Source organism: Chryseobacterium sp. Bi04 (assembly GCF_918698085.1).
GTDB lineage: Bacteria > Bacteroidota > Bacteroidia > Flavobacteriales > Weeksellaceae > Chryseobacterium.
The window spans coordinates 162,352-186,068 of record NZ_CAKKLP010000003.1; the positions used below are offsets into that span (position 1 = coordinate 162,352).

The following is a 23,717-nucleotide window of genomic DNA, read 5'->3' on the forward strand; positions in this document are numbered from 1 at the left end:
TCTATTTTTTTTCAGAATCAAAAGTTTTGATAGAATCCTGGTATTTCCACTTTCTGTGAGACCAAAGATAATTATCCGGATGTTTGTGTAACGTGTTTTCCAACAATTTATGGAACTTTTTTACCACTTCGTGTTCTACAAACTTTTCATGATCCGGGTATATTCTGTGATAGTTGACCTGATAATAGCCTCGCTTTACCTTCTTCATTTCGCAATAGATAAAAGCAAGATCCATTCTTGTTGCCAGCTTGTCATATCCTACAAAAACAGGAGTCCTTTGATTCAGAAATTCCAATCCATAATTGACATGGGAAGAATGAGGGGTTTGATCTGCTACAAACATGTAGATGGAGTTCCCGTCATTTTTATTTCTGAAAATATTAAGAATCACTTCATTGGCTTCCAGTGCCTCATTACCGAACTTGTTACGCACTTTTCTCATCTGGTTTTCCCAGAAGTCACTATTCACTTTTCTGTAAACCGGATGACAGTGTTCCTGGGGAACAATCTTTGCCAATGCATTAATCCATTCCCAGTTGAAAACATGTCCCGCCAGCAGAATGATATTTTTACCCTCCTTCTGAACTTCATGAAATACATCCTGATTAATGTGCTGCATTCTTACCCTGGCCTCTGTTTCAGAGATGCTGAAAGATTTTATGGTCTCTACAAGATAGTCTGAGAAATTCCGGTAAAACATTTTGCGTATTTTTCCAATCTCCTCTTCAGATTTATCCGGAAAAGAGTTCTTTAGATTTTGAGTAATCACATTCTTTCTGTAACCTACCAGATAATAGTTTAAGAAGAACATAACGTCCGAAAAAATGTATAATACTTTAAGCGGAAGTTTGGAAATGAAATATAATATTTTGATCAGGTAATTCATAAAACACGCAAATTTAGTGATAATAAAATTATGGTTCTATTTTTGCAGATGGATAATATTATTTTTTTATTTTTATGTTATGAAAAAAATAGCAATATTGGCTTTTCTGGGATTAAGTATTTTTGCTTTCTCACAGGATGTAAATAATTTACCGGATAAAGGTAAACGGAAAACAGCTCTTATAGTTCCTACAGAACAAAAAGAACTGGAAGCGAAGAAAAAGGCAGCTGAGGAGAAAGCAAAGCTTCCTAAGCCTTATAATCCTAAAGCTGACGCTCAGGCAGATATTAATAAACTGGTGGCGCAAGCTAAGAAAGAAGGCAAAAATATTATAATTCAGGCAGGAGGAAACTGGTGTATCTGGTGTCTCCGTTTTAATAATTTTGTACAGACTACCCCTGAATTAAAAGAAATTGTAGATAAAAAATATCTATATTATCACCTGAACTATTCTCCGGATAATAAAAATGAAAAAGTTTTTGCTCAATACATTAATATTAAAGAACAACAGTTTTATCCTTTCTTTATCATTTTAGATAAAAATGGTAAGAAAATTCACGTACAGCAAAGTGAAGTTTTAGAAGATGGAAAGGGATACAGTAAAACAAAAGTGAAAGAATTTTTAGAAACTGGGAAAGTTCTATAGTTTATTAATAAATAGGGGGTCTCATAAATAAATACATGAGATTAAAAAGCATAACAAAGCCGTACTCACAAATTGCGAAACGGCTTTGCTATTAAACTAAACTCTTATAGTTTAACAACTTTCTACATATATACTCTGTTCATATGAATTATGACAAGCAGCCCCACCTGAATAACTAATGCACGAAGTACATGAACTTATGGATACAAAAGATCCGTCAGAGCAAGTTCCAGCACAAGAGGTTCCCCCAGACACAGTTTTTAATTGTTCACGGGATAATTTTTTAATGTTTTTCATAATGTAATTTGTTTAATAATTTGATATTTATGAAATTACAATATTGTTTTTAAAATTCTCCATTTTGGGATTAATTACATTAATCTTTTAATCCAGCTTAATTTTTTCTCAGAATAGGGTGGATATTTAATATTAGGTTCGCCCCAGGTTGTTTTTTCCAAAACAGATTTCTGATGTGAAAAAGCTTCAAAACCGAACTTTCCGTGATAATTTCCTATCCCTGAATTTCCCACTCCTCCAAACGGAAGGTTGTCATTACTTAAATGCATCACGGTATCATTGATGCATCCGCCTCCAAAGGAAAGCTTCCTGGTGAACAGCTCTTTTTCTTCCGCATTATTGGTAAAAAGATAGGCAGCAAGAGGTTTTTCCAGTTCGGTAATAGCATTAAGAGCTGAGTTAAAGTTCTGAAAACTGATAACCGGAAGAATAGGGCCAAAAATTTCTTCCTGCATACTATTGTCGCTCCAGTCTATATTATTCAGAATGGTGGGTTCTATATACAGTTTTTCTTCATCGAAATGACCTCCGAAATATATTTTCTCCGGATTGATAAGTTTGATCAGTCGCTGAAAATTCCTTCGGTTAATAATTCTTGTATACTGCTCTGAATCCGGTTCGTACTTAAATTCTTTGATATATTTTCTGAGCATTTCCAGAAACTGCTCCTGTACAGATTCTTCAAGAAGCAAATAATCCGGGGCTACACAGGTTTGTCCGGCATTCAGAAACTTTCCCCAAACAATTCTTTTGGCAGCCACTTCAAGATTGGCCTCTTTGGTTACAATCACCGGAGATTTTCCTCCCAATTCAAGGACTACAGGAGTTAAATGCCCGGCAGCAGCTTTATAGATGATTTTTCCAACTTGAGTACTTCCTGTAAAAAATATTTTATCAAACTTTAACTGTAAAAGTGCTGTTGTTTCATCAATACCCCCTTCATATACATACAGATAGTCAGAAGGAAAGTTTTCATTGATGATGGCAGCCATTGCCTTCATCGTATTTTCTGCTATTTCACTGGGTTTTAAAATACAACAGTTGCCGGCAGCAATAGCAGCAATAAGAGGGGAGAGTGACAGCTGATAAGGATAATTCCAGGCACCTATAACCAATATACATCCCAATGGATCTGAATAGATCCTGCTGCTTCCAAGCTGATTGACAAGATTGGTGCCTGCTTTCTTAGGTTTAGAAAGAGACTTCAGGTTTTTTAAATAATAGTCAATATCCTTTAGTAAAAAAGAGAGCTCTGTAGTAAATGTATCAAATTTAGATTTTCCAAAATCTTTGTGAATAGCTTCATATAGCAAATCTTCATGGGTGATGATAAGATTCCGAAGCTTTTCAAGATACATTTTCCGGAAGGCAATATTCTTGGTTTGCTGTGTTTTAAAAAAATCCTTTTGTCCTAATAAAATCTTTTCAATTTCCATACTATGCTTTGTATTTTAAACGTAGATATTTGTTCAGTATTGTTGTTGAAACAATGAACAATAAACTGGCCAAAGTAGTGTGGGCTAAGCTCTGTTTTTTTACAGCATTACATAATATTTCTCACAGCTATTTTTACGGGGTGGTAAAGCAGTAAAAGAAGGGCTGTTATTAAAGCCAGCCAGAATAATCCGGTAAAAATTTCCATATTGGAAAGAAGGATAGATTGGGCTGTTATTTTTGCTTTAAAAGCTCCTGCAGTTATCGATAGGGATTCATTGACCGGAAGTTTTGAAATTTGAGTTCCGAAAACCTGATTCCATTGGCTGTAAAAGATAGGATTGGTATCAGTAAGGTTAGAGCTGAGCGTATCGGAATGTTTTAACGTTAAAAAGAGCATTAGATTCTGCATTAAAGCATATCCTATAGCTGTTGTCCAGAACCTCGTTGTTGTACCTAAAGCTGTTGCATTGTTTACATATTCTTCCGGCATTCCGGAGATTAAAAAGAAAACCAGAGGGGTAAACAGCAATCCCTGGGCAACTCCCTGAAGAAATAAAGGCGGACAGATAGTGGCAAGGCTAGTATCCGGATAAAAAGTATAGGTAAACCATGCACAATCCACTGCCAACAACATAAATCCTGTAAAGAAAACGATTCGGGACGATACTCCGCGCATCAGGCAGATTCCTGATAAAAATGCACCCAATAATGTTCCTGCAACATTCCAGTACTGGATATTGACAATATAATCCCAGGGCCATTTCCAGACCGTTGCCATTATGCTGTATACATTATTTAAGCCTGAACGGATCAAATAAAAAATGAAAAACAGGATCATTCCTGCAATGACATTTTTTGAACTGAAGACTTCAAAATGAAAGAGCGGTCTTTTTGAATTTCTTTGTTTCAACATAAATAACCCTCCGGAAACTAGAAATATGAATAAACACATGATAATGGTATCAGATTCAAACCACATCAGTCTTTTTCCGTAGATAATGGCATAGCCTCCGGATTGCAGACAGACCCACAGCAAAAACCAACTTGGAATATCCAGCTGATATAAAGGTTTTTTAGGGAAAAAGCGGTTTTTGTTGAAAATAGCAATTCCGATGATCAGAACAAAAACATGGAAATAAACCATCATTAAAACCATATGCTGAAAATTATAGTTTTCAATGCTTGATTTTAATAAGGTCGTGGTTACCGTTCCTCCTGTCAGCATAATAGAATACATAAAGAGGTAAGCAAATACTTTGGCATGTTTTGTTTTTAATTCTGCTATGATCAGCGGCAGGAAAATAGCTCCTTCCAATAGTCCGAAAATTCCTTCCAGAAACCGTATCACCAGAATGATATGATAATCATTGGTGACTGATAAAATGTAAAGAATGATTACAGAAATGGAAGACATCAGCAGAACATAATATTTCACACTGAAATAAGCCATAAATCGCTGTAAAACTAAAAGGGTAACCACAAATGTCCCATACATCAAAATCATTAAGTATTGGATGTCGTCTGAATCTACATCCATAAAAGAAGATGTGAAAGCGCTGTTAGAATGTAACAGTGATAACAACATCAGGTGGGGAAACAATGCCAGTACAAGGAGTGGCAGTTTCAGCCATTGTGGTACCCATTTTTGATAAACTGTATTATGTTGCATAGTATAGTAAAAACTAAGAAAGATGAACCTGTTTTTAGTTGGGATAAAAAGCGAAAAGACAAAAGAGCAATGGTGTAAAAGTAAAAGGTAAAATGACAAATAGGCCAAAAAAAATGAGCTGATCTGTAATTTTTGCAGTCTTGCCTTTTCGCTAAAAAAAATCTAACATTAATTTGAAAATTTGAAAATTTGATGATCTGAAAATAAAAAGAATTATAATTTTACACTCTAATACTCTAATACTCTAATACTCTAATACTCTAATACTCTAATACTCTCAAACACAAAAACTCTCAAACTATATCTTCTTCGCACTTACCAGGACATTCATTCCGGAAAGCAGCTTTTCATTGTCTTTATTGTTGTTAAGAATAATTTTCACGGGAAATCTCTGTTCAATTTTCACAAAGTTTCCGGTAGCATTGTCGGGCTTTACCAGGGAAAATTGAGATCCTGATGCCGGTGAAACAGAAACAACCCTTCCTTTGAATTCAATATCGGGATAGGCATCGGCCGTAATGATCACTTCCTGTTTCTGGTCAATTTGCCCAAGCTGGGTTTCTTTATAGTTGGCAATGATCCACTTTTCCTTGCTTACCATCTGTACCAAAGCCTGGCCCTCCTTGATCAGCTGACCTTCCTGAATTGTTTTTTTACCTACCCATCCGTCATAAGGTGCCGTGATTACCGTGTAGGAGAGAAAAAGCTTAGCGTTGTTCAGATTGGCAGAACTCTGCTGGATCTGGCTTTTGGCTGGAGCAACTTTGGTCTGTTGTTCATTGGCTCCTGCCCTCACAGCATTTTTCTGCTGATCCAATGCCATAAGATTGGCCTTAGCCTGCTCATAAGAAGCCTTTACGTTTTCAAATTCCTGTTCTGTAGCGGCATCTTCTGATAGCAGGTTTTTATATCGTTTATAATCTTGCTCGGTTCTCCAGATATCAATTCTTGCTGAAGCTATTTTGGCATCTATGATTTTGGTATCACTTTCTTTAGTATTTACACCACTTTGAATGGTTGCAATATTTTCAGTAGTGGTATGGAGATTGGCTTCTGCTACCTTTACCTGGTTTACAAATTCCCTGTTATCTATAATAATTAATGTATCACCCTTATGAACAAATTGATTTTCCTTGAACCTGATTATTTTTATAAATCCTGAAACTTTACTGGATACAGGAGTAATATATTGCTCGATTTGAGCATCATTGGTGGTTACATTTTTCCTTGAAAACAGATAAAAACTTACCATTCCTGTAATTCCGCTGATGATCAGGATCCAGGCTAGCAGAGTAATGGTCCTGTTGATTCTTTTTTCCTTTTGTGTCAGTACTTTCTTTGCCATAGTTTTTATAAGTTTCCAATCGTATATTGGAGTTGGTAGTATTTTAATTGTCGGTTAATTTTTACAGAAATAAGATTAGATTCAGCTTCCAGATAGGTGTTGTCGGCATCTATGAGTTCTGTGATCAGGCTTAATTTATTGGCATATTTTGTTCTTACAATACGGTAATTTTCTTTAGCCTGATCAATGGCCTCTTCAGCTATTTTTACTTTCTGGTCGGTTTCTTCAAACTTTTTATAGGCTTCATATACACTGTGCCGGATCTTCTCGTCGTTTTCCTCAATCTGGAGTTTGGCAAGGTCAATATTCTCTTTGGTTTCCTGCATTTTGTATTTATTTTTATACAGATTTTCAATAGGATAGGTAAGGTTCATTCCAATCATTCCCAAACGGTAGGCATAAGGCTCGGGAGGAAAAAACATCATATTCGGATATTTTAAGAAATATTCTCCACCTGCTGTAATTTTAGGTAAATAATTGGCTTTAGTGATCTTCCGGTCGAGTTCTTTTAAAGAAAGATTCTTATGTGTAATGTCTACAGACTCATTTTTATGCAAAGCAGTTTCGGTAAGTTCTTCAACATAGGGAATAGCTACTTTATCTGAGATCAGGTCCTTTGTGTCTACATGCATTTCCTGGTTTTCCGGAAGAGAAAGTATGGTTTTCAGCTTATGCTCTGCAATCTGAATATCATTATCAAGTTCCGTCCAGCTCATTTTATGGTTAGATAGTTGTAAAGAAGTTCTCAGGACTTCATTTACGGTAACTACACCATTGGCCTTTAATGCTTTTACCTGTTTGATATTTACAGAATCCTCTTTCATTTTGTCATTGATAAGACTTTGCTGTTCTTTTAAATGGTGAATCTGTAGAAAAGCGGTAATAATCTCCATAGTAAGCTGTCTTTCATCCAGATGTGTTCTCAAAGCTGAAATTTCAGTATCAATAGCTGCTTTCTTTTCAGTATTTTTTATTCTCCCTCCCATATATACAGGAATTGAAGCTGATAAAGTAAAATCGTACATTCCGTTGATAACATCATATTTTGTAGCTTCATTGAATACGCCATTTTGATGCTGAAAAAGATTGGTCACCTGATTATAGCTGGTGTGAAACTCAATGTCCGGAAGCTTTTCCATTTTAAGATCTTTCTCTTTGGTAACAGACATTTCCTGTTTTAAATGACTTATCAGAATGTTCTTGTTGTTTTTCAGCCCAATGCCTACAGCATCCTGCAAACTGAGATGGCGGTAATCGATCACTTGTGTATGTAAAAGATTGCTTGTCAATAATAAGCACAACGCAATGCATTGATATTTACATGCGTTAAATATCATATTCATAATTTATTTAAAGGATTTTTGCTAAAATGATTTTGATGCGGCAAAGTTACGGCGACAGGCATATGACCCTATTTGTGAAAACAGAAAAAGATTTGTTCATTTACGCCAATTTAATTTTTCTTCTTACCTTTACCTCATGAATGACAGCCATTTTAAGGCAGTAGAAGAAGAAGATGCCGAATTTTACATATATCACGTGCTCACAGGAGATGTCACAACAGAAATACACTATCACAGTTCAGCACAGTTGATCTATGCCGAAGGAGGTATTGTCCATGTTTTTACAGATCAGAAACACTGGTATCTACCGGCAAGGTGTTTTATGTGGATTCCGGCAGGAACACCTCATTATATTTTTTCAACCAGTCCGAAAGTGGATCTTTATAATTTTTATTTTAAAAAAGAGGTGGATGAAAATGGCCGTTTTAATGAAATTAATATCTATTCCGTTAATAACTTAGCTCGGGAAATGATTTTATATACAAAAGAATGGGATGGGAAAATCACAAAAAATAACGGATCTAAATATAATTTTCTCAAAGCTTTAAAAGGTGTTTTTTTAGAAAAAATGGATGAAAAACTGGCTTTCCCTGTTCAGCATCCTTTTCCTAAAGATGAAACACTGCTGAAAATTGCAAAATACATTCATGCCAATCTTGAAAAACCCCTTACTATTGAATTTACAGCTAAAGAATTCGGAATGAGCACAAGAACCCTTTCCAGGAAATTTAAAGAGATTTTAGGGATGAATTATGTCCGTTTTTTAAGAGCTTTAAGGATCACCCGCTCTCTTGAACTTATGCTGGAAGGAAAATACAATATGTATGAAATAGCGATGATGGTTGGCTACAATAGCTTATCTTCTTTCAGCAATATCTTCAAAAAAATAATAGGGGTACCTCCTACGGAATATCAGCAGAAACTGAGAGGTGACGGGTAAGTAACGTAAAGTGGAAGCATCTTGGATATGAATACATAGAGATTATATGCAGAGCAATAAGGAAATATATATTGCACAAAAAAACCACTTCAGGTGAAGTGGTTCAGTATATTTTGAAAACAGCTTATTAAGCTTCTTCTTCAGTTTTAGGAGCTTCCTTCTTTGCAGGAGCCGGAGCTGCTGGAGCAGGAGGAGCGTCAGAAACGATATCGAATTCAAAATTGTATTCAACATTTCTGTGTAGTCTGATATTAGCCGTAACTTTACCAGTTCTTTTAATAGTGTTTCCTGGGATTTTGATGTATTTCTTCTCTACAGAAACTCCAGCCTTAGCAAGAGCAGCAGAAAGATCTCCATTGTTGATAGATCCGAATAATTTGTCACCAGAACCTACTTTTGCAGGAATAGTAATAGAAGTTTTCTTTAATTGATCTACTACACCGTTAGCAGCAGCAATTAATTTAGCTTCTTCTTCTTTTCTAGCTTCCAAAGTAGCCTCTAGAGCTGCTTTGTTTTTAGGAGTAGCTAAAAGAGCAATTCCTTGAGGAAGTAAGAAGTTTCTGGCATAACCAGGTTTTACACTTACTGTATCAAACTCAAGTCCTAAGTTTTCTACGTCTTTTTTTAGAATAATATCCATTGTTGTTGTCCGTTTTTTAGTTTTAGAGAAAAGAACAAAGAAAAAAGAAAAAAGACTGATGTCTTAGAAATTATTTCTTTCCTTTAATCTAAAAATCGTTAGAATTAATTATTTATTCAGCAACTTAAAAAAAGAGAAAATGACCGAAGCCTTTTCTCTCTCTTCTTGTTTCTTTTGTATCTTACTTTAATAAGTCAGCTACGTAAGGTAATAAAGATAAGTGTCTTGCTCTTTTAATAGCAGCAGAAACTTTTCTTTGATATTTTAAAGAAGTACCAGTGTATCTTCTTGGTAAAATTTTACCTTGCTCGTTAACGAACTGTAATAAGAAATCAGCATCTTTGTAATCAACATGCTTAATTCCGTATTTTTTGAATCTACAATATTTCTTTTCAGATTTTGTATTGATATCAAGCGGAGTAAGGAATTTTACTTCTGATTCTCCTCCAGCTGAGGCTTGTTTAGCCATTTCATCTATTGCCATGTCTTGTCTTTTTAAAAAATAGGGTTAATAATTAAGCTTTAGCTGCTTTTACTTTAGTTCTTCTAGTTACAGCGTACTCAACAGCATGTTTGTCAAGTTTTGTAGTAAGGTAACGGATTACTCTCTCGTCACGCTTAAATGCTAATTCTAAATCAGCTACTACAGTACCTTCTCCTTTGAATTCGATTAAAGTATAGAACCCGTTCTTTTTCAATTGGATAGGGTAAGCTAATTTTTTTAATCCCCAGTTTTCTTTAGCAACGATTTCGCAGTTCTTTTCTTTGATAAGATCTACATACTTGTTCACTGCTTCCTCTACCTGTGACTCAGATAGAACGGGAGTTAAAATGAAAACAGTTTCGTAATTGTTCATAATGTTAAATGAATTTGTTAATTATTTCGAGGTGCAAAATTAGAGAATATATTTATAATATACAATAGTAGTGGTGAAATAATTGGGAATTGAAAATTGTAATGTGCGGAAAATTGGAATAGAATCTAACCCAAACTAATCCTTTTCTCTGATTTCCGTTAAAAAATTTACCTTCAGTATATCATACAGCGAATGTCTGCTTACCAAAATAGAGGCAATAGAAGATACCATTCCCGCAAGCATTAAATGAAAAATCAATGAATGCCTGTCGGTCATTTCCAGAACAATAATCGCTGAAGTAAACGGAGCTCTTGTAATCCCTGTCAGGAAAGCAACCATTCCGGCGAGAATCACCACATTGGTTTCGTTGGGGGTGAGATGGATAGCTCCTGAGATTACAGAACCTATACTTGCACCTGCGGTGAGAGCAGGTGCGAAAATACCGCCTGCACCTCCTGATGTAAAAGACAGGGCTGGACCAAGCATTCTTAAAATCGGCACATACCAGTCTTCATGTTTATCTTTGGTGAAAAGAACACGCTCCATAATCTCTTTTCCGGAACCCAGAATTTCCCTGTTGATAAAGTAAGCAATAGAGGCAATAACCAGGGCGCAAATGATCAGGAACAGAACAGTGGCTTTATCTGTTTTCAGTTTTTTCTTTTTCCAGCCATTGATTCTGAGCATGATAACGGAAAGCTGGCTTGCCAGAATACCTGCAGTTCCTGCAACAAGTACAATGGGGAACATAATGAGCAAAGAAACATCATGCGTTTTAGGATACCCTAAATAGAGATAAGATCCAGCCAATGTCTGGGCGGTAAGGCCGGCAATAATAACGGCTGTAAATAAAGCCGTTTTAAAATAATTGATATGGGTTTTTGAAAGTTCTTCTACTGCAAATACAATTCCTCCCAACGGAGTATTAAAAGCGGCAGCAAGTCCTGCAGCTGCTCCGGTCATGATCATATTTTTTTTGGAGATCTTTGGCCACCATTCAGGAAGGTATTCATTTACTTTTCTGAAAACAGAACCTGCAATTTGAATTGTAGGACCTTCACGTCCTACAGCACCTCCGCCAATTACTAAAATGACGGAAGATAGAATTTTGAAAAAAATAATTTTAAGACTTAAAAGGCTTCTGATCTTTTTATGTTCCTTCGGATTGGCAAGTTCTACAGCTGCCATTACCTGTGGAATACCACTTCCTTTAGCATTGGGTGCAAATTCCTTTACCAGCCACCAGGAAAGTACAAATCCAACAGGTGCTATAATAAAGATCATCCATGCATGCCAGTCAAAAATAAGATTCATCAGGTTTTCACCCCATGCAAATATTTTGGCATACAATACAGCAAAAAATCCGGTAATAACAGATCCTATCCAAAAGGGAATAGCTTGAAGCAGATTATATTTTAGCTGCTCATTTCGAATATTGTCAAAAGATTTTTTAACGGATCTCCGTATAAAAGCAAGGATTTTCAGCATTTGTCTATTTTCTGGGGTGAAATTACGGTAAAATTTTGAAAATTATATTTAATGAAAACGGATCAGGTGCAAAAGTTGGGGAGTAACATCAACTACATCAATACAGTTTCTCTTTGACGCAAAGTTCTATTTTTATTACGCTTGATTTTTAAGTGAGCCAAGAATGAATCGATTAGAAATCGATTTTGATGAAGCTAACTTTTTTATATCGCTTATTCAGCGACAAAGTCGCCTTTCTTTGCTTTCTTACAATAGAGCATCCGAATTATTTTTCCTTTGCGTGAATAAAAGGTTATTTCCATCCTATTTTCAAGTCAAAATATAAAAATTACATATTTAATGTTATCCAAACAAGAAGTTTTAGTTTGATCCAATTTGCTTAGTCCACAACTTTTGAGACTGATCCATGAAAACTTTAGAAATTAAATTTTTTCATTCCCAACAGTTGTGTTCGATGAATCTGTTACCATAATCAGGTTTCCTATAAAAACAAAATTTCACCCGTTACTAAGTGAGATTCCGATTTTAGTTCTTGATAAACTTAGAGCTTATCTCTCAATCTGATGTCATAAAAACAGGTACCGTTACAATACAAAACAGGCTTCCAAAAATGAAAGCCTGCTGTAGTTTATTTTATGATCCGCCCAAGATGACGGCAGCACCTATTCCATAGATCAATAAGAGAATAAGAGTGAAAGTTAAATTAACATTCCTCAGTTTTAGTTTTTCATTGCCCTGAAGAATAGCCATTTCAATAATGATGAAAAGAAGCCATACAGCATGAAATATCATCATAAAGAAAAGATAACCCAGAACGTCCCAGCCTTTAGCTTGAGTCATTGCAATAAAAAAAACAATACTTCCAAAAATAAGCGCTGCAAGACGTATCAAGATATGATTCTTTACGTTTTGGTCGGCAGGCTGAATGTTTTTTTCTTCGTCCTGTTTTATTTCAAAAAGTTCCCTGAGTTCACGATTCATTCCTTTTGTTTATTGTATAATTTAACGAAAAACTGCAGAATACCGATAAAACAGATAAGGTTTAAAACACCAAAAACGCGGAACAGTTCCATAGAGTAGAACTCAAAAAAACTGGAAATAAACTGAATAAGATCAATAAGAATAATGAGGCTTAGTGAAATTATTGCAATTAAAGTTGCGTTTTTCATGTAATATCTGTTTGAGTGTTGGTTAAACTGTTATTTTCTGGTAAATTTCAAAGGAACTATCTTCTGCTTTTAAACCTCAGTATTCAGATCCCAGTTTTCAAGATAATCATGCACATGCTTCAGCATCATTCCTCCTAAAGATCCGTCTACAACTCTGTGGTCATAAGAATGAGACATGAACATTAAGTTTCTGATCGCAATAACATCTCCATCTGCTGTTTCAAGAACTGCTGGTTTCTTAACGATAGCTCCAATTGCTAAAATAGCAACCTGAGGCTGAGGAATAATTGGAGTTCCCATAAGGTTTCCAAAGCTTCCTACGTTAGAGATTGTATAGGTTGCCCCTTGTGTATCTTCAGGTCTTAATTTTTTGTTTCTTGCTCTGTAAGCCAGGTCATTAATTGCTTTTGCAAGACCAGAAAGAGATAATTGATCAGCATTTTTAATAACAGGCACAATAAGATTCCCATCCGGAAGGGCTGTAGCCATACCAATATTGATATTTTTCTTCTTGATGATATTGTCTCCACTGATAGAAACATTGATCATTGGGAAGTCCTGAATTGCTTTTACAATCGCTTTTACGAAAATAGGCATGAAAGTCAGTTTTTCACCTTCACGTTTTTCGAAGATCGCTTTGTTTTTGTTTCTCCATTTTACAACGTTGGTAACGTCTGTTTCTATGAAAGAAGTAACGTGTGGAGCAATATGTTTTGCTTTCACCATGTTTTCAGCGATGATCTTTCTCATTCTGTCCATTGGAATGATCTCATCACCTGCACTTACCGGAACTGTAGCTGCCGGAGCAGATACTGCTGGTTTCTGAGCAGGAGCAGCCTGTACCGGTGCTGCTTGCTGAGCCGGCTGGCTTCCTCTGTTGGCAACATAAGCCAATATATCTTCTTTGGTAATTCTTCCTTCCAAACCGCTTCCTTTGATAGACTTCAGCTCGGTTTCAGAAATGTTTTCCTGTTGTGCAATTGATTTTACAAGTGGAGATAAATAAAGGTCTCCTGAGAATTCTACATTTGAAGCAGCTACAGTTTGTAACGGCTCTTCAATTGTTTTTAATGTTTCAGTATCTGGAGTAGCAGCCGGAGTTTCCGTTTTTACTTCCTCCGATGCAGTACCTTCTCCTTCAATTTCTAAAATAGCAATGGCTTCACCAACTTTGGCAACTTCATCTTTTTGCTTTAAAATTTTCACGATTTTCCCCGAAACTGGTGTCGGAACGTCTGAATCTACTTTATCTGTTGCAATTTCTACTACAGAGTCATCTTCTTTTACGTTATCACCTTCATTGAATAACCAAGTGATAATTGTCGCTTCCATAACCCCTTCTCCCATGGAAGGAAGCAATAATTTGTATTCTGCCATTTTTGATTTTTAGATTTTGACAAATATATAAAAAAAATCGGTTTTTTTATGAAATATATAATTTTAGGAGAATTCAATATAGATATTCTCGCCTACATTCAATCCAAACAGGCTTTTGGCCCCGTTTTTCTTGCTCCCTTTATAGATGGTAAGTTCCAAAAGCTGACTGTCATTGAAGATTGCAGCAGATTGCCCATGGAATTCTGTCTCCCTTTCCCAGTCGGAAACCACTTCCGTATGGCTTGAAAATATTCTTGACAGGGTGAGATTTCTGAATTTTATCGTAAAACTTGTATAGGCTTTGCCGGCACTTTCAAAGAAATCTTTGCTGATATTTGAAATTATATTTCCGAAATTATCAATATAAGTAACTTCCCCAATGATCATTCCTTCAGACTCATTAAGAACAGGTCTTGGGAACATCAGCTGTTTGGTGGTTTCTATTTTTCTTCCAATTACTTCCGGCAATCCTCCATTAGCAAGATGTACGGCTGCAGGAACAAAAATATCAGTAGAGGTGAAGTCTATAACATCATCAAAACGGTTATTCAGCGTAATCTCATAGATTGCTTCAGGTTTGATATCAAAAAATATGAGGCTCAAAAGACCGTTGTCTGCTGCCAGAAAGTAAGAGCCGTCAGCTTTGTAAAGAATGTTTTTTCTTGATTTGTTGAAAAAACTGTCTACAGCAAGGATATGTATAGTTCCTTTTGGAAAATATTTATAGGCATTTCTTACAATGTATGAAGTTTGTATAAGATTGAATGCCTGGATTTCGTGGGTTATATCAACAATATTAACCTCAGGGTTTAGAGACAGAATCTTGCCTTTCACAGCCGAAACTCTGTAATCTAAATTTCCGAAATCCGAAGTAAGGGTAATAATTGACATGAGCAATTTTAGAATAGTGAAGTATTGCAAAGTTATTTAAAATAAAAAGAATGCCCGAAAGATTGTTGAAAAGAATTTGATATAAATTTGAAAAAAAGCTTTAATTTTAAAATCTAAAATAAAAATACTGCATGTTTGAATTAACCTATGATTTGGAAGATACTGATGTGAAAATCTTCTATGGAGTTAGTAACCAATATTTCAACTTAATAAAATCAAGCTTCCCCACTCTTAAAATTACTGGAAGAGATCATTTTATCTTTGCGATGGGAAATCAGGAGGTTTTAGACATATTGAAGCAAAAACTGGATGATATCGTCCGTTTTATTTCTAAAAACAATTCAATAGAGCTTAAAGATGTTGAAAATATCCTCAATATTAAAGATGAAAATGAAAAACAACTGATTTTTGATCAGGATATTATTGTAAAAGGAGTCAATGGAAAAATAATAAAGGCAAAAACCACCAATCTTAAAAAACTGGTCAAGGAAACGGAGAAAAAAGATATGGTTTTTGCAATTGGTCCTGCGGGAACCGGAAAAACATATACCAGTGTGGCATTGGCTGCAAGAGCTTTAAGAGATAAAGAGGTGAAAAGAATTGTTCTTACAAGACCTGCCGTAGAAGCAGGGGAGAGCCTTGGATTTTTACCGGGAGACCTTAAAGAAAAGCTGGATCCTTATTTACAGCCTTTATATGATGCACTCCGTGATATGATTCCCCATGAAAAACTTGAAGGTTTCATGGAAAAAAAGATAATTGAGGTAGCTCCTTTGGCTTTTATGAGAGGGCGTACCCTTGATGAAGCTTTTGTTATCCTTGATGAAGCGCAGAATACCACTCATGCCCAGATGAAAATGTTTCTTACCAGAATGGGAATGAATGCTAAGTTTATCATTACCGGAGATCCAAGTCAGATTGACCTTCCAAAAAATCAGCAGTCCGGATTGAAAGAGGCGATGAGAATCTTAGAAGGGGTGAAAGAAATTGGTTTTGTGCATCTTACGGAAGAAGATGTGGTAAGACACCCTGTGGTTAGAAAAATTATCCTGGCATATAACGATGAGGAAAAAAGACTAAGAAATGATTAATTGCATGTAAAAATTTTTCCATTAACCTTCTATTAACGTTTGTTTTATTCTATAAAATTTGTTTAATAGAAAAAAATAATTAGTTTTGCAGTCCTTAAAATTAAAGACTAATTAAAATGAAAAAACTTTTACTTATTGCAGCAGTAGCTGTCATGGGAGCAAATGTAAACGCTCAGGAAACAAAATTCGGTGCTAAAGCCGGATATTCTTTATCAACATTGAAAATGAAGGCTGATGGCCAGTCTGAGAGCTCAGATCCAATGCATACATTCTATGTAGGCGGTTTGGTTGAGCATAAATTCGGAGATAAATTCGGTATTCAGGGGGAGGTTTTGTACTCACCACTTGGAGGTAAAGTAGATGAGACAGGTGCATTCGAAGGAGATTTCGACGGAAATGTACGTGTAAAAGCAAAAACGACTTTCGGTACTTTATTGATTCCTGTTTCTGCTAAATATTTTATTACTGAAAATTTAGCTGTTTCTGCTGGTGCCAGCTTTGGTATTATCCTTACTGCCAATGCAAAATATGAAGTAACAGGAGGTGCGGAGATTCCAGGAGAACTGGCTGCTGAATTTGGTTTAGGAGATAAAGTAGATATCAAAGACCAGGTAAATACTTTGAATATCGCTCCTTTCATCGGTGCAGAATATGCTTTGGAAAACGGGTTATTCTTTGATGCAAGATATAACTACGGTGTTTCTAACCTGGCGAAAGATTCAGGAGACGGAAAATTAACGAACAGCTTCTTACAAGTTGGTGTTGGCTTCAAATTCGGAGGAAACTAATTATTTAAGATTTTAACTTAATCAGTATATAAAGCAGAACAAATTTGTTCTGCTTTTTTAATTTGAATGATATCATTCTTAAGATTTTAATTTTATCATAAATAATTAGTATTTTTGCACAATAATTCAAACGCTAGTCAAATAAATGAAAAAGCTATTATTAATTGGTGCTTTTGCACTTTTAGGAGGTGCTGCTCAAGCACAGGAAGGTTTTAAACTAGGTGGACATATTGGTGTTCCTGTATCCGATGCAAGTGATATTTCGTCATTTACATTAGGTGTAGATGCTGCTTATATGTGGAATATTACAAAAGGCCTTGACCTGGGAGTTACAACAGGATATTCCCATTTCTTTGGAAAAGACAATTTTGATGACTTCGGATTTATTCCGGTAGCTGTATCCGGTAAGTATAAATTTTCCGGTGCTCCTATTTTTGTAGGGTTAGACCTTGGATATGGTATTTCTACAAAAGACGGTATGGACGGAGGTTTCTATGTACAGCCGAAATTCGGATACCAGATGTCTAAAGGAGAATTGTATCTGGGATACCAGTCAATAAGCAACAGTAGAAAAGTAGGCTGGGGTTCTTATAGCTGGAATGTAGGGGCTGTTAACCTTGGATATAACTTCTTTTTGAAATAAGAAGGTTTAAAAATAGTATACTAAACTCTGGCCAAAAGCCGGAGTTTCTTATTTCTGATTATCAAGCAAGTTTCTAATGTTCCGGAAGACTCTGATAATTTAGGATATTCTTAAAGTTCTATTAAACTTACTTTCTGATGGTTATTGTGAATTTTTTAATCTAATTTTCAAAAAGAAGAGTTGAGTTTTTATAAAGATTTATAAACAATTGTTTAATTTTTAAGAGTTAATTAATTATATGTTAATATTTTACGTTATTAATTTTAACAAAAATTCTTAGTGGGGTAGTATTTTTGACAAAATTAACAAATTAAAAAGAACAAAGATACTGGACTCTAATTGAAGAATTGTAATTTTTTTATTCATAATATTGTGAAAAAGTCAAAGCTGTTCACCTGATATAATTTATGTTTACAAAAGGTTAATAATTAACAATGATATTAATCACGTTAACAAATTTTAATATTCGTGGAGGTCACTGTAAATTTGCCCTCAGAAAGTATTAAAATTTTTTAAAATGAAAAAAATATTATTAGCGGGTGCTGTTGCACTTTTTGGTTTATCAAACGCTCAGATTGCTAAAGGAACTGCATATTTATCAGGACAAGTAGGTTATTCTCAAAACGAAAATAACAATACAGATACAAAAGTTGAGAGCTACAAAGTTCTTCCAACGGTAGGTTATTTCGTAGATACTAACTTAGCAGTAGGTTTAGGTTTAGGCTACCAAAATGATAACACAAAAACTGTTTCTACAATTGGTGCAACTACTGTAGATGCAAAAGAAACTGTTTCTGGATTTGTTGTAGCTCCATTCGTAAGAAAATACTGGACTGTTGGTGAAAAATTATATATCTTCGGTCAATTAGAAGTACCAATGGTATTCGGTCAAAACAAAGATGAAGCTACTTCTACAACTACAGTTGGAGGAACTACTACTTCTTCATCTACTTCTACTAAAAACAACTTCACTTCTATCGGAGTTAACGTTAAGCCAGGTTTAGATTATTTCTTAAACAAAAACTGGTCTATCGAAGCTACTATCGGTGAATTCGGATACAATACTTCTAAAGTAGATGTTGACGGAGCTAAGAGAGTAAACGATTATAAATTCGGATTGAATTTATCTTCTGTAACTTTCGGAGTTAAGTATGTATTTGCAAAATAATAAACAAAGCATATAGCAATGAAGCCCTGAGAATTTCTTGGGGCTTTTTTACTCTTAAAAAATAATAATCATGAAAAAACTATTAGTGGCAGGAGCTGTAGCTTTTTTCGGTTTGTCAGAAATTACACTCGTATAGGGGTTACTATCAAGCCCGGTTTAGATTATTTCCTAAATAAAAACTGGAGTATGGAGGCTACTTTGGGAGAATTTGGATATAATACATATAAAGCTGATTATGAAGGAGTGGAAAGAAAGAATAATTACAAATTCGGACTGAATTTATCTTCCGTGATTTTTGGGGTTAAATATGTTTTTGCAAAATAAAAACAAAACAATATAAGTAAAGCTGGAAAAGTTTATTTTTAAAGCTTTATTTCAAATAAAAATTAAATATAATAATCATGAAAAAAATTCTTTTAGTATCAGCACTTGCACTGGTTGCAGGGTTGAATGCACAAACAAAATTCGGAGTAAAAGCCGGTTATGCATTATCAAAATTAAATTCCAATGAAGATCCTGAATTTGAAGGAGTAAGTGGAAGCTTAAAGTCTAAATCCGGATTTTATGTGGGAGCTTTGGTGGAGCATAAATTCAACGGAAAATTTGCTGTTCAGGGAGAGGTTGAATACGCTAATTTGGGTGGGAAAGCAGAAGTAGGTTTTCCTTCCAATATTAAAGTAACTGAAAAGCTTAACTTTAACAGGATTTTAATTCCTATATCCGCAAGATATTATGCAACACCAGAATTGGGAATCTATGCAGGTCCCTATGTAAGCTTTAAAACAAATACGACAGCCAAAATAGAAGTAAGTGGAGCTATGGCAGATCCAAGAGCCATCAGAGAAGGAGAGGAGTTCCTTGAAAGGGCTTTTAATGATAATTTGAAGTCTACGGATTTCGGTTTGTTCTTTGGAGCAGATTATAACGTTTATAAAGGTTTATTTGTAGATGCACGTTATAGTTTCGGACTTACTAATATGCTTAAAAATCCTGTTAATGATGAAAAGCTGAAGATGAATTTCTTCCAGATCGGATTAGGATATAAGTTTAAATAATCAGATTTTTGAATAAAACAAAAACTCTCAGAAAAAATTCTGAGAGTTTTTTATGAATATTGTTGTTGTCTGAATTACTTTCCAAGCATACCACCCATTCCCGGCATATTTGGCATTTTGCTCATCATCTGCATCATTTGCTTTCCTTGAGGGCCCTGCATCATCTTCATCATTTTACCCATCTGATCGAATTGTTTCATCAGCTGATTCACATCTTCGATTTTTCTTCCTGCTCCTTTAGCAATTCTGCTCTTTCTTTGCGTATTGATGATAGAAGGTCTTCTTCTTTCGTCAGGAGTCATAGAATAGATGATAGCTTCAATATGCTTGAAGGCATCATCGCTGATTTCTACATCTTTTATTGCTTTTCCAACTCCAGGAATCATTCCCATCAAATCCTTCATATTACCCATCTTCTTGATCTGGTTGATTTGTTTAAGGAAGTCATCAAAACCAAACTCATTTTTAGCAATTTTTTTGTGAAGTTTCTTAGCTTCTTCTTCGTCAAACTGCTCCTGAGCTCTTTCTACCAAGGAAACAACGTCTCCCATTCCCAGGATTCTGTCTGCCATCCTTTCAGGGTAGAAAAGATCTAAAGCTTCCATTTTTTCTCCTGTAGAAATAAATTTAATTGGCTTCTCTACTACAGAACGGATGGTTAATGCAGCACCCCCTCTTGTATCACCATCTAATTTGGTAAGCACAACTCCGTCAAAATTTAAAGCTTCGTTGAATGCTTTTGCTGTGTTTACAGCATCCTGACCTGTCATAGAGTCTACTACGAAAAGCGTTTCCTGCGGCTTAATGAAATAATGTACAGATTTGATCTCGTTCATCATCTGCTCATCAATCGCTAAACGACCTGCAGTATCCACAATGACCACATCGTGGTTGTTGGCTTTTGCAAAATTGATTGCATTCTCAGCAATCGTAGACGGATTGGTAGAACCTTCTTCAGTGAAAACCGGAACATTAATCTGTCCTCCTAAGACTTTTAGCTGATCAATAGCAGCAGGACGGTAAACGTCACAAGCTACCAATAAAGGTTTTTTATTTCTTTTTGTCTGTAAATAATTAGCCAGCTTTCCTGAGAACGTAGTCTTACCGGAACCCTGAAGACCGGCAATAAGAATTACAGCAGGTTTTCCCGAAAGATTGATTCCTTCCTGAGAACCTCCCATAAGATCTACCAATTCATCATGAACAATTTTGGTCATCAACTGTCCCGGAGTAAGAGAAGTAAGTACATTTTCTCCTAATGCCTTATCCTGAACTCTCTTAGTAAGATCTTTTGCTACTTTATAGTTAACGTCAGCATCCACCAATGCTCTACGGATTTCCTTTACGGTTTCCGCTACATTGATTTCGGTAATTTTTCCACGTCCGGAAATATTATGTAATGCCTTGTCTAATTTATCCTGTAAACTATTAAACATATGTATTGTAAATTATAGGTTTGCAAAAATAAGGAATTTTTAGCATATCTAAAGAGTCTATACACGTAATATTATATATAGAGAAAAAATGATATATATCAAATCGTATGAGAATACGATAGAAAAAGTCTATTTTTGTGATCAGCTAAAAGAAACCTTGGGATAAAGGCAAGGTGAAAGTAAATTATAAAATGAAATCTAATCCTAATATTTTAACAGTTGTTCTGTTCTTTCTGACATTTCTGATACATTTTTCCCTTTGGAAATTTGTTTTTCATCTGGATGAAATTATTATTATAAAATTTTATCTTTTTTTAAGTGTTATGTTTATGATGATGGTAACGCTTCTTATTTTAATTAATAGAGTAGCACCGGAGTTTTTAGGATTATCAGTAATCGGATTGATCCTTTTGAAATTCGGTTTGATGTACCTAATCAGAAAAAAACTGAACTTTGAAATGATCCCAGGCTATAAATTTCATTTTATAATCCCATATTTTGTCCTGACAACACTGCTTACGTACTATGCGATCAAGCTAATTAATCATGATAAAAAACAGTAAAATTATTTATTGAAACTAGAAAAAATATCATATTTTTGCACAACGAAAAAAACCTATCAATGTTTAAGAAATTCGCAGTTTTATTCTACAGTATTTTTGTATTAAACTTAGTGTCTGCACAGCACGGTGAGGTTGCTGCTGGGGCGGCTCCTACCCAAGAGCTTTCAGAAAAAGACAAAGCAAGTAAAGAAAACAAAGAGTTCATCGATCATCACTTGTTAGATGCACATGATTTTACATTGATGGTTGATAAAGATGGTCACCATATAGGTTTCCCTCTTCCTGTTATTTTCTATGATAACGGAATCCATGCTTTTATGAGCAACAGCAAAGAAGGTTTTATGCATGGTGAAACCACTGAAGTAGACGGTTCTTATTATAAACTGCACCACGAGAAAATTTTCAAAACAGATGCAGCGGGAACTTTAACACTTGGTGAAGATGGTTTCCCTACTAACGAAAGACCCCTAGATCTTTCTATTACAAAGAGTGTACTTATCCTTTTATTAGTGTCAATCTGTATGTTGGTAGTATTTGCAGGAATGGCTAAATCTTATAAAAAATCTGTAGTTCCTACCGGAGCAGCAAGATTCTTAGAGCCTTTGATCATCTTTGTAAGAGACGAAGTAGCTATTCCAAATATCGGACACAAGTATAAAAGATTTATGGGATACTTATTAACGGTATTCTTCTTTATCCTTTTCCTTAACGTTTTAGGATTGATGCCTTTTGGAATCAATGTTACAGGTAATATTACCATGACATTCTTCCTGGCTATCCTTACTTACCTGATCACAACATTCTCTGCAAATAAAGATTACTGGAAACATATCTTCTGGATGCCAGGAGTACCGGTACCAATGAAGTTAATTATGCTTCCTATTGAATTGTTAGGAACAATTACTAAACCATTTGCATTGATGATCCGACTTTTTGCAAACATGACTGCAGGTCACATTGTAGTAATGAGTTTGATCGGGCTGATCTATGTGTTTAAGAATTTTGCAGCAGGTGTTGCATTCCCATTCTTAACATTAGTGATCTATTTACTTGAAGTATTAGTAGCATTCCTGCAAGCTTATATCTTTACGATGTTGTCAGCTTTATTTATCGGAATGGCAGTACAAGAGCACGAGCATGAGCACGAACACCATGCAGCTCACTAATTGAAATTAAAATTATAGTTAAACAAATTTTTTAAAATTATATATTATGGAAATCCCTAAAATTGTAGGTGCTGGTATCGTAGTACTAGGTGTAGGTATCGGTCTTGGTAAAATCGGAGCTGCTGCTCTTGAAGCTATCGCTAGACAACCTGAGCAATCTGGAAAAATCCAAACAGCTATGCTTATCGCAGCTGCACTTGTAGAAGGTGTTGCGTTTGCTGCTCTATTCGCAGTAAACTAATTAAAATCAAACCATTATCTGTAACGGTTGGTTACAGGTAATGGTTCTTTAAAAAAGTAATAATTATTTATACATTTATATAATGGAATTAATTCATCAGTTTTCATCAGGATTATTTATTATCCAGTCTGTTATTTTTCTAGCATTATTATTTCTGTTAGGTAAATTCGCTTGGAAGCCTATTTTAAAATCTATCAATGACAGAGAAACTTCTATTGTTGACGCTCTTAATCAAGCTAAATTAGCTAGAAAAGAAATGGAGACTTTAAAAGAAGACAACGAAAGAATCATTCGTGAAGCTAAGATCGAAAGAGATGCTATCCTTAAAGAAGCTAGAGAGATTAAGGACAGAATCGTGGGAGAAGCTAAAGATGCTGCAAAATCTGAAGGAGATAAATTAATCGAAGCTGCTAAGCAGACTATCAACGCTGAGAAAAACGCAGCTATGGCAGATATCAAAAATCAAATTGGTACTTTATCTGTAAACATTGCCGAGTCTATCTTGAAACAAAAATTAGACAACAGCGAAGCTCAAAACGAATTAGTTCAAAATTATTTAAACAAATCTAACCTTAACTAAT

24 protein-coding genes are annotated in these 23,717 nt (G+C 35.1%); 11 read left to right on the forward strand and 13 right to left on the reverse strand.

The genetic code is table 11. From position 1 onward, the window contains the following. Position 1 precedes the first annotated feature (1 nt). A complete protein-coding gene (locus LQV47_RS06985) occupies positions 2 to 886 on the reverse strand; it encodes a lysophospholipid acyltransferase family protein (protein ID WP_230035256.1) in 885 nt (294 codons plus the stop codon). Between the two features lie 79 nt (positions 887 to 965). Between LQV47_RS06985 and LQV47_RS06990 the strand changes: the two genes are divergently transcribed. Then, positions 966 to 1,532: a thioredoxin family protein gene (locus LQV47_RS06990; RefSeq protein ID WP_230035258.1), complete on the forward strand. Its 567-nt coding sequence runs from the start codon at positions 966 to 968 to the stop codon at positions 1,530 to 1,532. A gap of 371 nt (positions 1,533 to 1,903) precedes the next feature. On the opposite strand, the gene LQV47_RS06995 is transcribed toward LQV47_RS06990, so the two are convergent. From LQV47_RS06995 to LQV47_RS07010, 4 genes are all read right to left on the reverse strand, one after another. Continuing rightward, positions 1,904 to 3,265, reverse strand: coding sequence for an aldehyde dehydrogenase (locus LQV47_RS06995; RefSeq protein ID WP_230035260.1), 1,362 nt, complete (start codon positions 3,263 to 3,265; stop codon positions 1,904 to 1,906). Positions 3,266 to 3,372: 107 nt separating this feature from the next. Continuing rightward, positions 3,373 to 4,935, reverse strand: coding sequence for a hypothetical protein (locus LQV47_RS07000; protein ID WP_230035262.1), 1,563 nt, complete (start codon positions 4,933 to 4,935; stop codon positions 3,373 to 3,375). Between the two features lie 298 nt (positions 4,936 to 5,233). After that, positions 5,234 to 6,280, reverse strand: coding sequence for an HlyD family secretion protein (locus LQV47_RS07005; RefSeq protein WP_230035264.1), 1,047 nt, complete (start codon positions 6,278 to 6,280; stop codon positions 5,234 to 5,236). 5 nt (positions 6,281 to 6,285) lie between these two features. Continuing rightward, positions 6,286 to 7,623, reverse strand: a complete 1,338-nt coding sequence (locus LQV47_RS07010) for a TolC family protein (protein ID WP_230035267.1) — start codon at positions 7,621 to 7,623, stop codon at positions 6,286 to 6,288. Positions 7,624 to 7,759: 136 nt separating this feature from the next. Between LQV47_RS07010 and LQV47_RS07015 the strand changes: the two genes are divergently transcribed. Then, complete coding sequence (locus LQV47_RS07015; protein WP_230035269.1) at positions 7,760 to 8,563, forward strand: AraC family transcriptional regulator; 804 nt, start codon at positions 7,760 to 7,762, stop codon at positions 8,561 to 8,563. Between the two features lie 127 nt (positions 8,564 to 8,690). Here LQV47_RS07015 and rplI read toward each other — a convergent pair whose 3' ends face one another. From rplI to LQV47_RS07050, 7 genes are all read right to left on the reverse strand, one after another. Next, positions 8,691 to 9,203, reverse strand: coding sequence for a 50S ribosomal protein L9 (gene rplI / locus LQV47_RS07020; protein ID WP_230035271.1), 513 nt, complete (start codon positions 9,201 to 9,203; stop codon positions 8,691 to 8,693). A 181-nt stretch (positions 9,204 to 9,384) separates the two neighbouring features. After that, the gene (gene rpsR / locus LQV47_RS07025) at positions 9,385 to 9,687 is read right to left on the reverse strand and encodes a 30S ribosomal protein S18 (protein WP_034706728.1); all 303 of its coding nucleotides are present in this window, start codon (positions 9,685 to 9,687) and stop codon (positions 9,385 to 9,387) included. Between the two features lie 31 nt (positions 9,688 to 9,718). Then, the gene (gene rpsF, locus LQV47_RS07030) at positions 9,719 to 10,060 is read right to left on the reverse strand and encodes a 30S ribosomal protein S6 (RefSeq protein WP_047429790.1); all 342 of its coding nucleotides are present in this window, start codon (positions 10,058 to 10,060) and stop codon (positions 9,719 to 9,721) included. A gap of 135 nt (positions 10,061 to 10,195) precedes the next feature. After that, positions 10,196 to 11,548, reverse strand: a complete 1,353-nt coding sequence (locus LQV47_RS07035; RefSeq protein ID WP_230035273.1) for a chloride channel protein — start codon at positions 11,546 to 11,548, stop codon at positions 10,196 to 10,198. A gap of 633 nt (positions 11,549 to 12,181) precedes the next feature. After that, positions 12,182 to 12,529, reverse strand: coding sequence for a hypothetical protein (locus tag LQV47_RS07040; RefSeq protein WP_230035275.1), 348 nt, complete (start codon positions 12,527 to 12,529; stop codon positions 12,182 to 12,184). A 257-nt stretch (positions 12,530 to 12,786) separates the two neighbouring features. Continuing rightward, entirely contained in the window at positions 12,787 to 14,094 is a 1,308-nt protein-coding gene (locus LQV47_RS07045) for a dihydrolipoamide acetyltransferase family protein (protein WP_230035277.1), read from the reverse strand. A gap of 63 nt (positions 14,095 to 14,157) precedes the next feature. Continuing rightward, entirely contained in the window at positions 14,158 to 14,985 is an 828-nt protein-coding gene (locus LQV47_RS07050) for an SAM-dependent chlorinase/fluorinase (protein ID WP_230035279.1), read from the reverse strand. Between the two features lie 131 nt (positions 14,986 to 15,116). Here LQV47_RS07050 and LQV47_RS07055 point away from each other — a divergent pair, with 131 nt between their 5' ends. From LQV47_RS07055 to LQV47_RS07080, 6 genes are all read left to right on the forward strand, one after another. Then, the gene (locus LQV47_RS07055) at positions 15,117 to 16,076 is read left to right on the forward strand and encodes a PhoH family protein (protein ID WP_230035281.1); all 960 of its coding nucleotides are present in this window, start codon (positions 15,117 to 15,119) and stop codon (positions 16,074 to 16,076) included. A 116-nt stretch (positions 16,077 to 16,192) separates the two neighbouring features. Continuing rightward, entirely contained in the window at positions 16,193 to 16,864 is a 672-nt protein-coding gene (locus tag LQV47_RS07060; protein WP_230035283.1) for a porin family protein, read from the forward strand. Positions 16,865 to 17,009: 145 nt separating this feature from the next. Continuing rightward, positions 17,010 to 17,507 (forward strand): hypothetical protein, encoded by a 498-nt coding sequence (locus LQV47_RS07065; protein WP_230035285.1) that lies wholly within the window; start codon positions 17,010 to 17,012, stop codon positions 17,505 to 17,507. Positions 17,508 to 18,024: 517 nt separating this feature from the next. After that, complete coding sequence (locus LQV47_RS07070) at positions 18,025 to 18,675, forward strand: outer membrane beta-barrel protein (protein ID WP_230035287.1); 651 nt, start codon at positions 18,025 to 18,027, stop codon at positions 18,673 to 18,675. A gap of 186 nt (positions 18,676 to 18,861) precedes the next feature. Then, positions 18,862 to 18,999, forward strand: a complete 138-nt coding sequence (locus LQV47_RS07075; protein ID WP_230035289.1) for a hypothetical protein — start codon at positions 18,862 to 18,864, stop codon at positions 18,997 to 18,999. Between the two features lie 77 nt (positions 19,000 to 19,076). Then, the gene (locus tag LQV47_RS07080) at positions 19,077 to 19,730 is read left to right on the forward strand and encodes a porin family protein (protein ID WP_230035291.1); all 654 of its coding nucleotides are present in this window, start codon (positions 19,077 to 19,079) and stop codon (positions 19,728 to 19,730) included. Positions 19,731 to 19,804: 74 nt separating this feature from the next. Here LQV47_RS07080 and ffh read toward each other — a convergent pair whose 3' ends face one another. Continuing rightward, positions 19,805 to 21,166 (reverse strand): signal recognition particle protein, encoded by a 1,362-nt coding sequence (gene ffh, locus LQV47_RS07085; RefSeq protein WP_230035293.1) that lies wholly within the window; start codon positions 21,164 to 21,166, stop codon positions 19,805 to 19,807. 622 nt (positions 21,167 to 21,788) lie between these two features. Here ffh and atpB point away from each other — a divergent pair. The 3 genes from atpB to LQV47_RS07100 all read left to right on the forward strand — a co-directional run bounded on the left by atpB (position 21,789) and on the right by LQV47_RS07100 (position 23,716). Then, positions 21,789 to 22,895, forward strand: coding sequence for a F0F1 ATP synthase subunit A (atpB, locus tag LQV47_RS07090; protein ID WP_084083886.1), 1,107 nt, complete (start codon positions 21,789 to 21,791; stop codon positions 22,893 to 22,895). A 46-nt stretch (positions 22,896 to 22,941) separates the two neighbouring features. Next, positions 22,942 to 23,136: an ATP synthase F0 subunit C gene (gene atpE / locus LQV47_RS07095; protein WP_002979108.1), complete on the forward strand. Its 195-nt coding sequence runs from the start codon at positions 22,942 to 22,944 to the stop codon at positions 23,134 to 23,136. A gap of 82 nt (positions 23,137 to 23,218) precedes the next feature. Then, entirely contained in the window at positions 23,219 to 23,716 is a 498-nt protein-coding gene (locus tag LQV47_RS07100; protein ID WP_209799946.1) for a F0F1 ATP synthase subunit B, read from the forward strand. Position 23,717: the final 1 nt, after the last annotated feature.

Excerpts from the sequence above, each read along its gene's own strand:
- LQV47_RS07060 (WP_230035283.1), top strand. The coding sequence starts at position 16,193 with ATGAAAAAACTTTTACTTATTGCAGCAGTAGCTGTCATGGGAGCAAAT.
- LQV47_RS06985 (WP_230035256.1), bottom strand. The coding sequence starts at position 886 with ATGAATTACCTGATCAAAATATTATATTTCATTTCCAAACTTCCGCTT.
- LQV47_RS06990 (WP_230035258.1), top strand. The coding sequence starts at position 966 with ATGAAAAAAATAGCAATATTGGCTTTTCTGGGATTAAGTATTTTTGCT.
- LQV47_RS06995 (WP_230035260.1), bottom strand. The coding sequence starts at position 3,265 with ATGGAAATTGAAAAGATTTTATTAGGACAAAAGGATTTTTTTAAAACA.
- rplI (WP_230035271.1), bottom strand. The coding sequence starts at position 9,203 with ATGGATATTATTCTAAAAAAAGACGTAGAAAACTTAGGACTTGAGTTT.
- LQV47_RS07075 (WP_230035289.1), top strand. The coding sequence starts at position 18,862 with ATGGAGGCTACTTTGGGAGAATTTGGATATAATACATATAAAGCTGAT.
- LQV47_RS07070 (WP_230035287.1), top strand. The coding sequence starts at position 18,025 with ATGAAAAAAATATTATTAGCGGGTGCTGTTGCACTTTTTGGTTTATCA.
- LQV47_RS07000 (WP_230035262.1), bottom strand. The coding sequence starts at position 4,935 with ATGCAACATAATACAGTTTATCAAAAATGGGTACCACAATGGCTGAAA.
- LQV47_RS07055 (WP_230035281.1), top strand. The coding sequence starts at position 15,117 with ATGTTTGAATTAACCTATGATTTGGAAGATACTGATGTGAAAATCTTC.
- LQV47_RS07080 (WP_230035291.1), top strand. The coding sequence starts at position 19,077 with ATGAAAAAAATTCTTTTAGTATCAGCACTTGCACTGGTTGCAGGGTTG.
- LQV47_RS07100 (WP_209799946.1), top strand. The coding sequence starts at position 23,219 with ATGGAATTAATTCATCAGTTTTCATCAGGATTATTTATTATCCAGTCT.
- atpE (WP_002979108.1), top strand. The coding sequence starts at position 22,942 with ATGGAAATCCCTAAAATTGTAGGTGCTGGTATCGTAGTACTAGGTGTA.
- atpB (WP_084083886.1), top strand. The coding sequence starts at position 21,789 with ATGTTTAAGAAATTCGCAGTTTTATTCTACAGTATTTTTGTATTAAAC.
- LQV47_RS07050 (WP_230035279.1), bottom strand. The coding sequence starts at position 14,985 with ATGTCAATTATTACCCTTACTTCGGATTTCGGAAATTTAGATTACAGA.
- LQV47_RS07040 (WP_230035275.1), bottom strand. The coding sequence starts at position 12,529 with ATGAATCGTGAACTCAGGGAACTTTTTGAAATAAAACAGGACGAAGAA.
- LQV47_RS07035 (WP_230035273.1), bottom strand. The coding sequence starts at position 11,548 with ATGCTGAAAATCCTTGCTTTTATACGGAGATCCGTTAAAAAATCTTTT.
- LQV47_RS07015 (WP_230035269.1), top strand. The coding sequence starts at position 7,760 with ATGAATGACAGCCATTTTAAGGCAGTAGAAGAAGAAGATGCCGAATTT.
- LQV47_RS07005 (WP_230035264.1), bottom strand. The coding sequence starts at position 6,280 with ATGGCAAAGAAAGTACTGACACAAAAGGAAAAAAGAATCAACAGGACC.
- LQV47_RS07045 (WP_230035277.1), bottom strand. The coding sequence starts at position 14,094 with ATGGCAGAATACAAATTATTGCTTCCTTCCATGGGAGAAGGGGTTATG.
- ffh (WP_230035293.1), bottom strand. The coding sequence starts at position 21,166 with ATGTTTAATAGTTTACAGGATAAATTAGACAAGGCATTACATAATATT.
- rpsF (WP_047429790.1), bottom strand. The coding sequence starts at position 10,060 with ATGAACAATTACGAAACTGTTTTCATTTTAACTCCCGTTCTATCTGAG.
- LQV47_RS07065 (WP_230035285.1), top strand. The coding sequence starts at position 17,010 with ATGAAAAAGCTATTATTAATTGGTGCTTTTGCACTTTTAGGAGGTGCT.
- rpsR (WP_034706728.1), bottom strand. The coding sequence starts at position 9,687 with ATGGCAATAGATGAAATGGCTAAACAAGCCTCAGCTGGAGGAGAATCA.
- LQV47_RS07010 (WP_230035267.1), bottom strand. The coding sequence starts at position 7,623 with ATGAATATGATATTTAACGCATGTAAATATCAATGCATTGCGTTGTGC.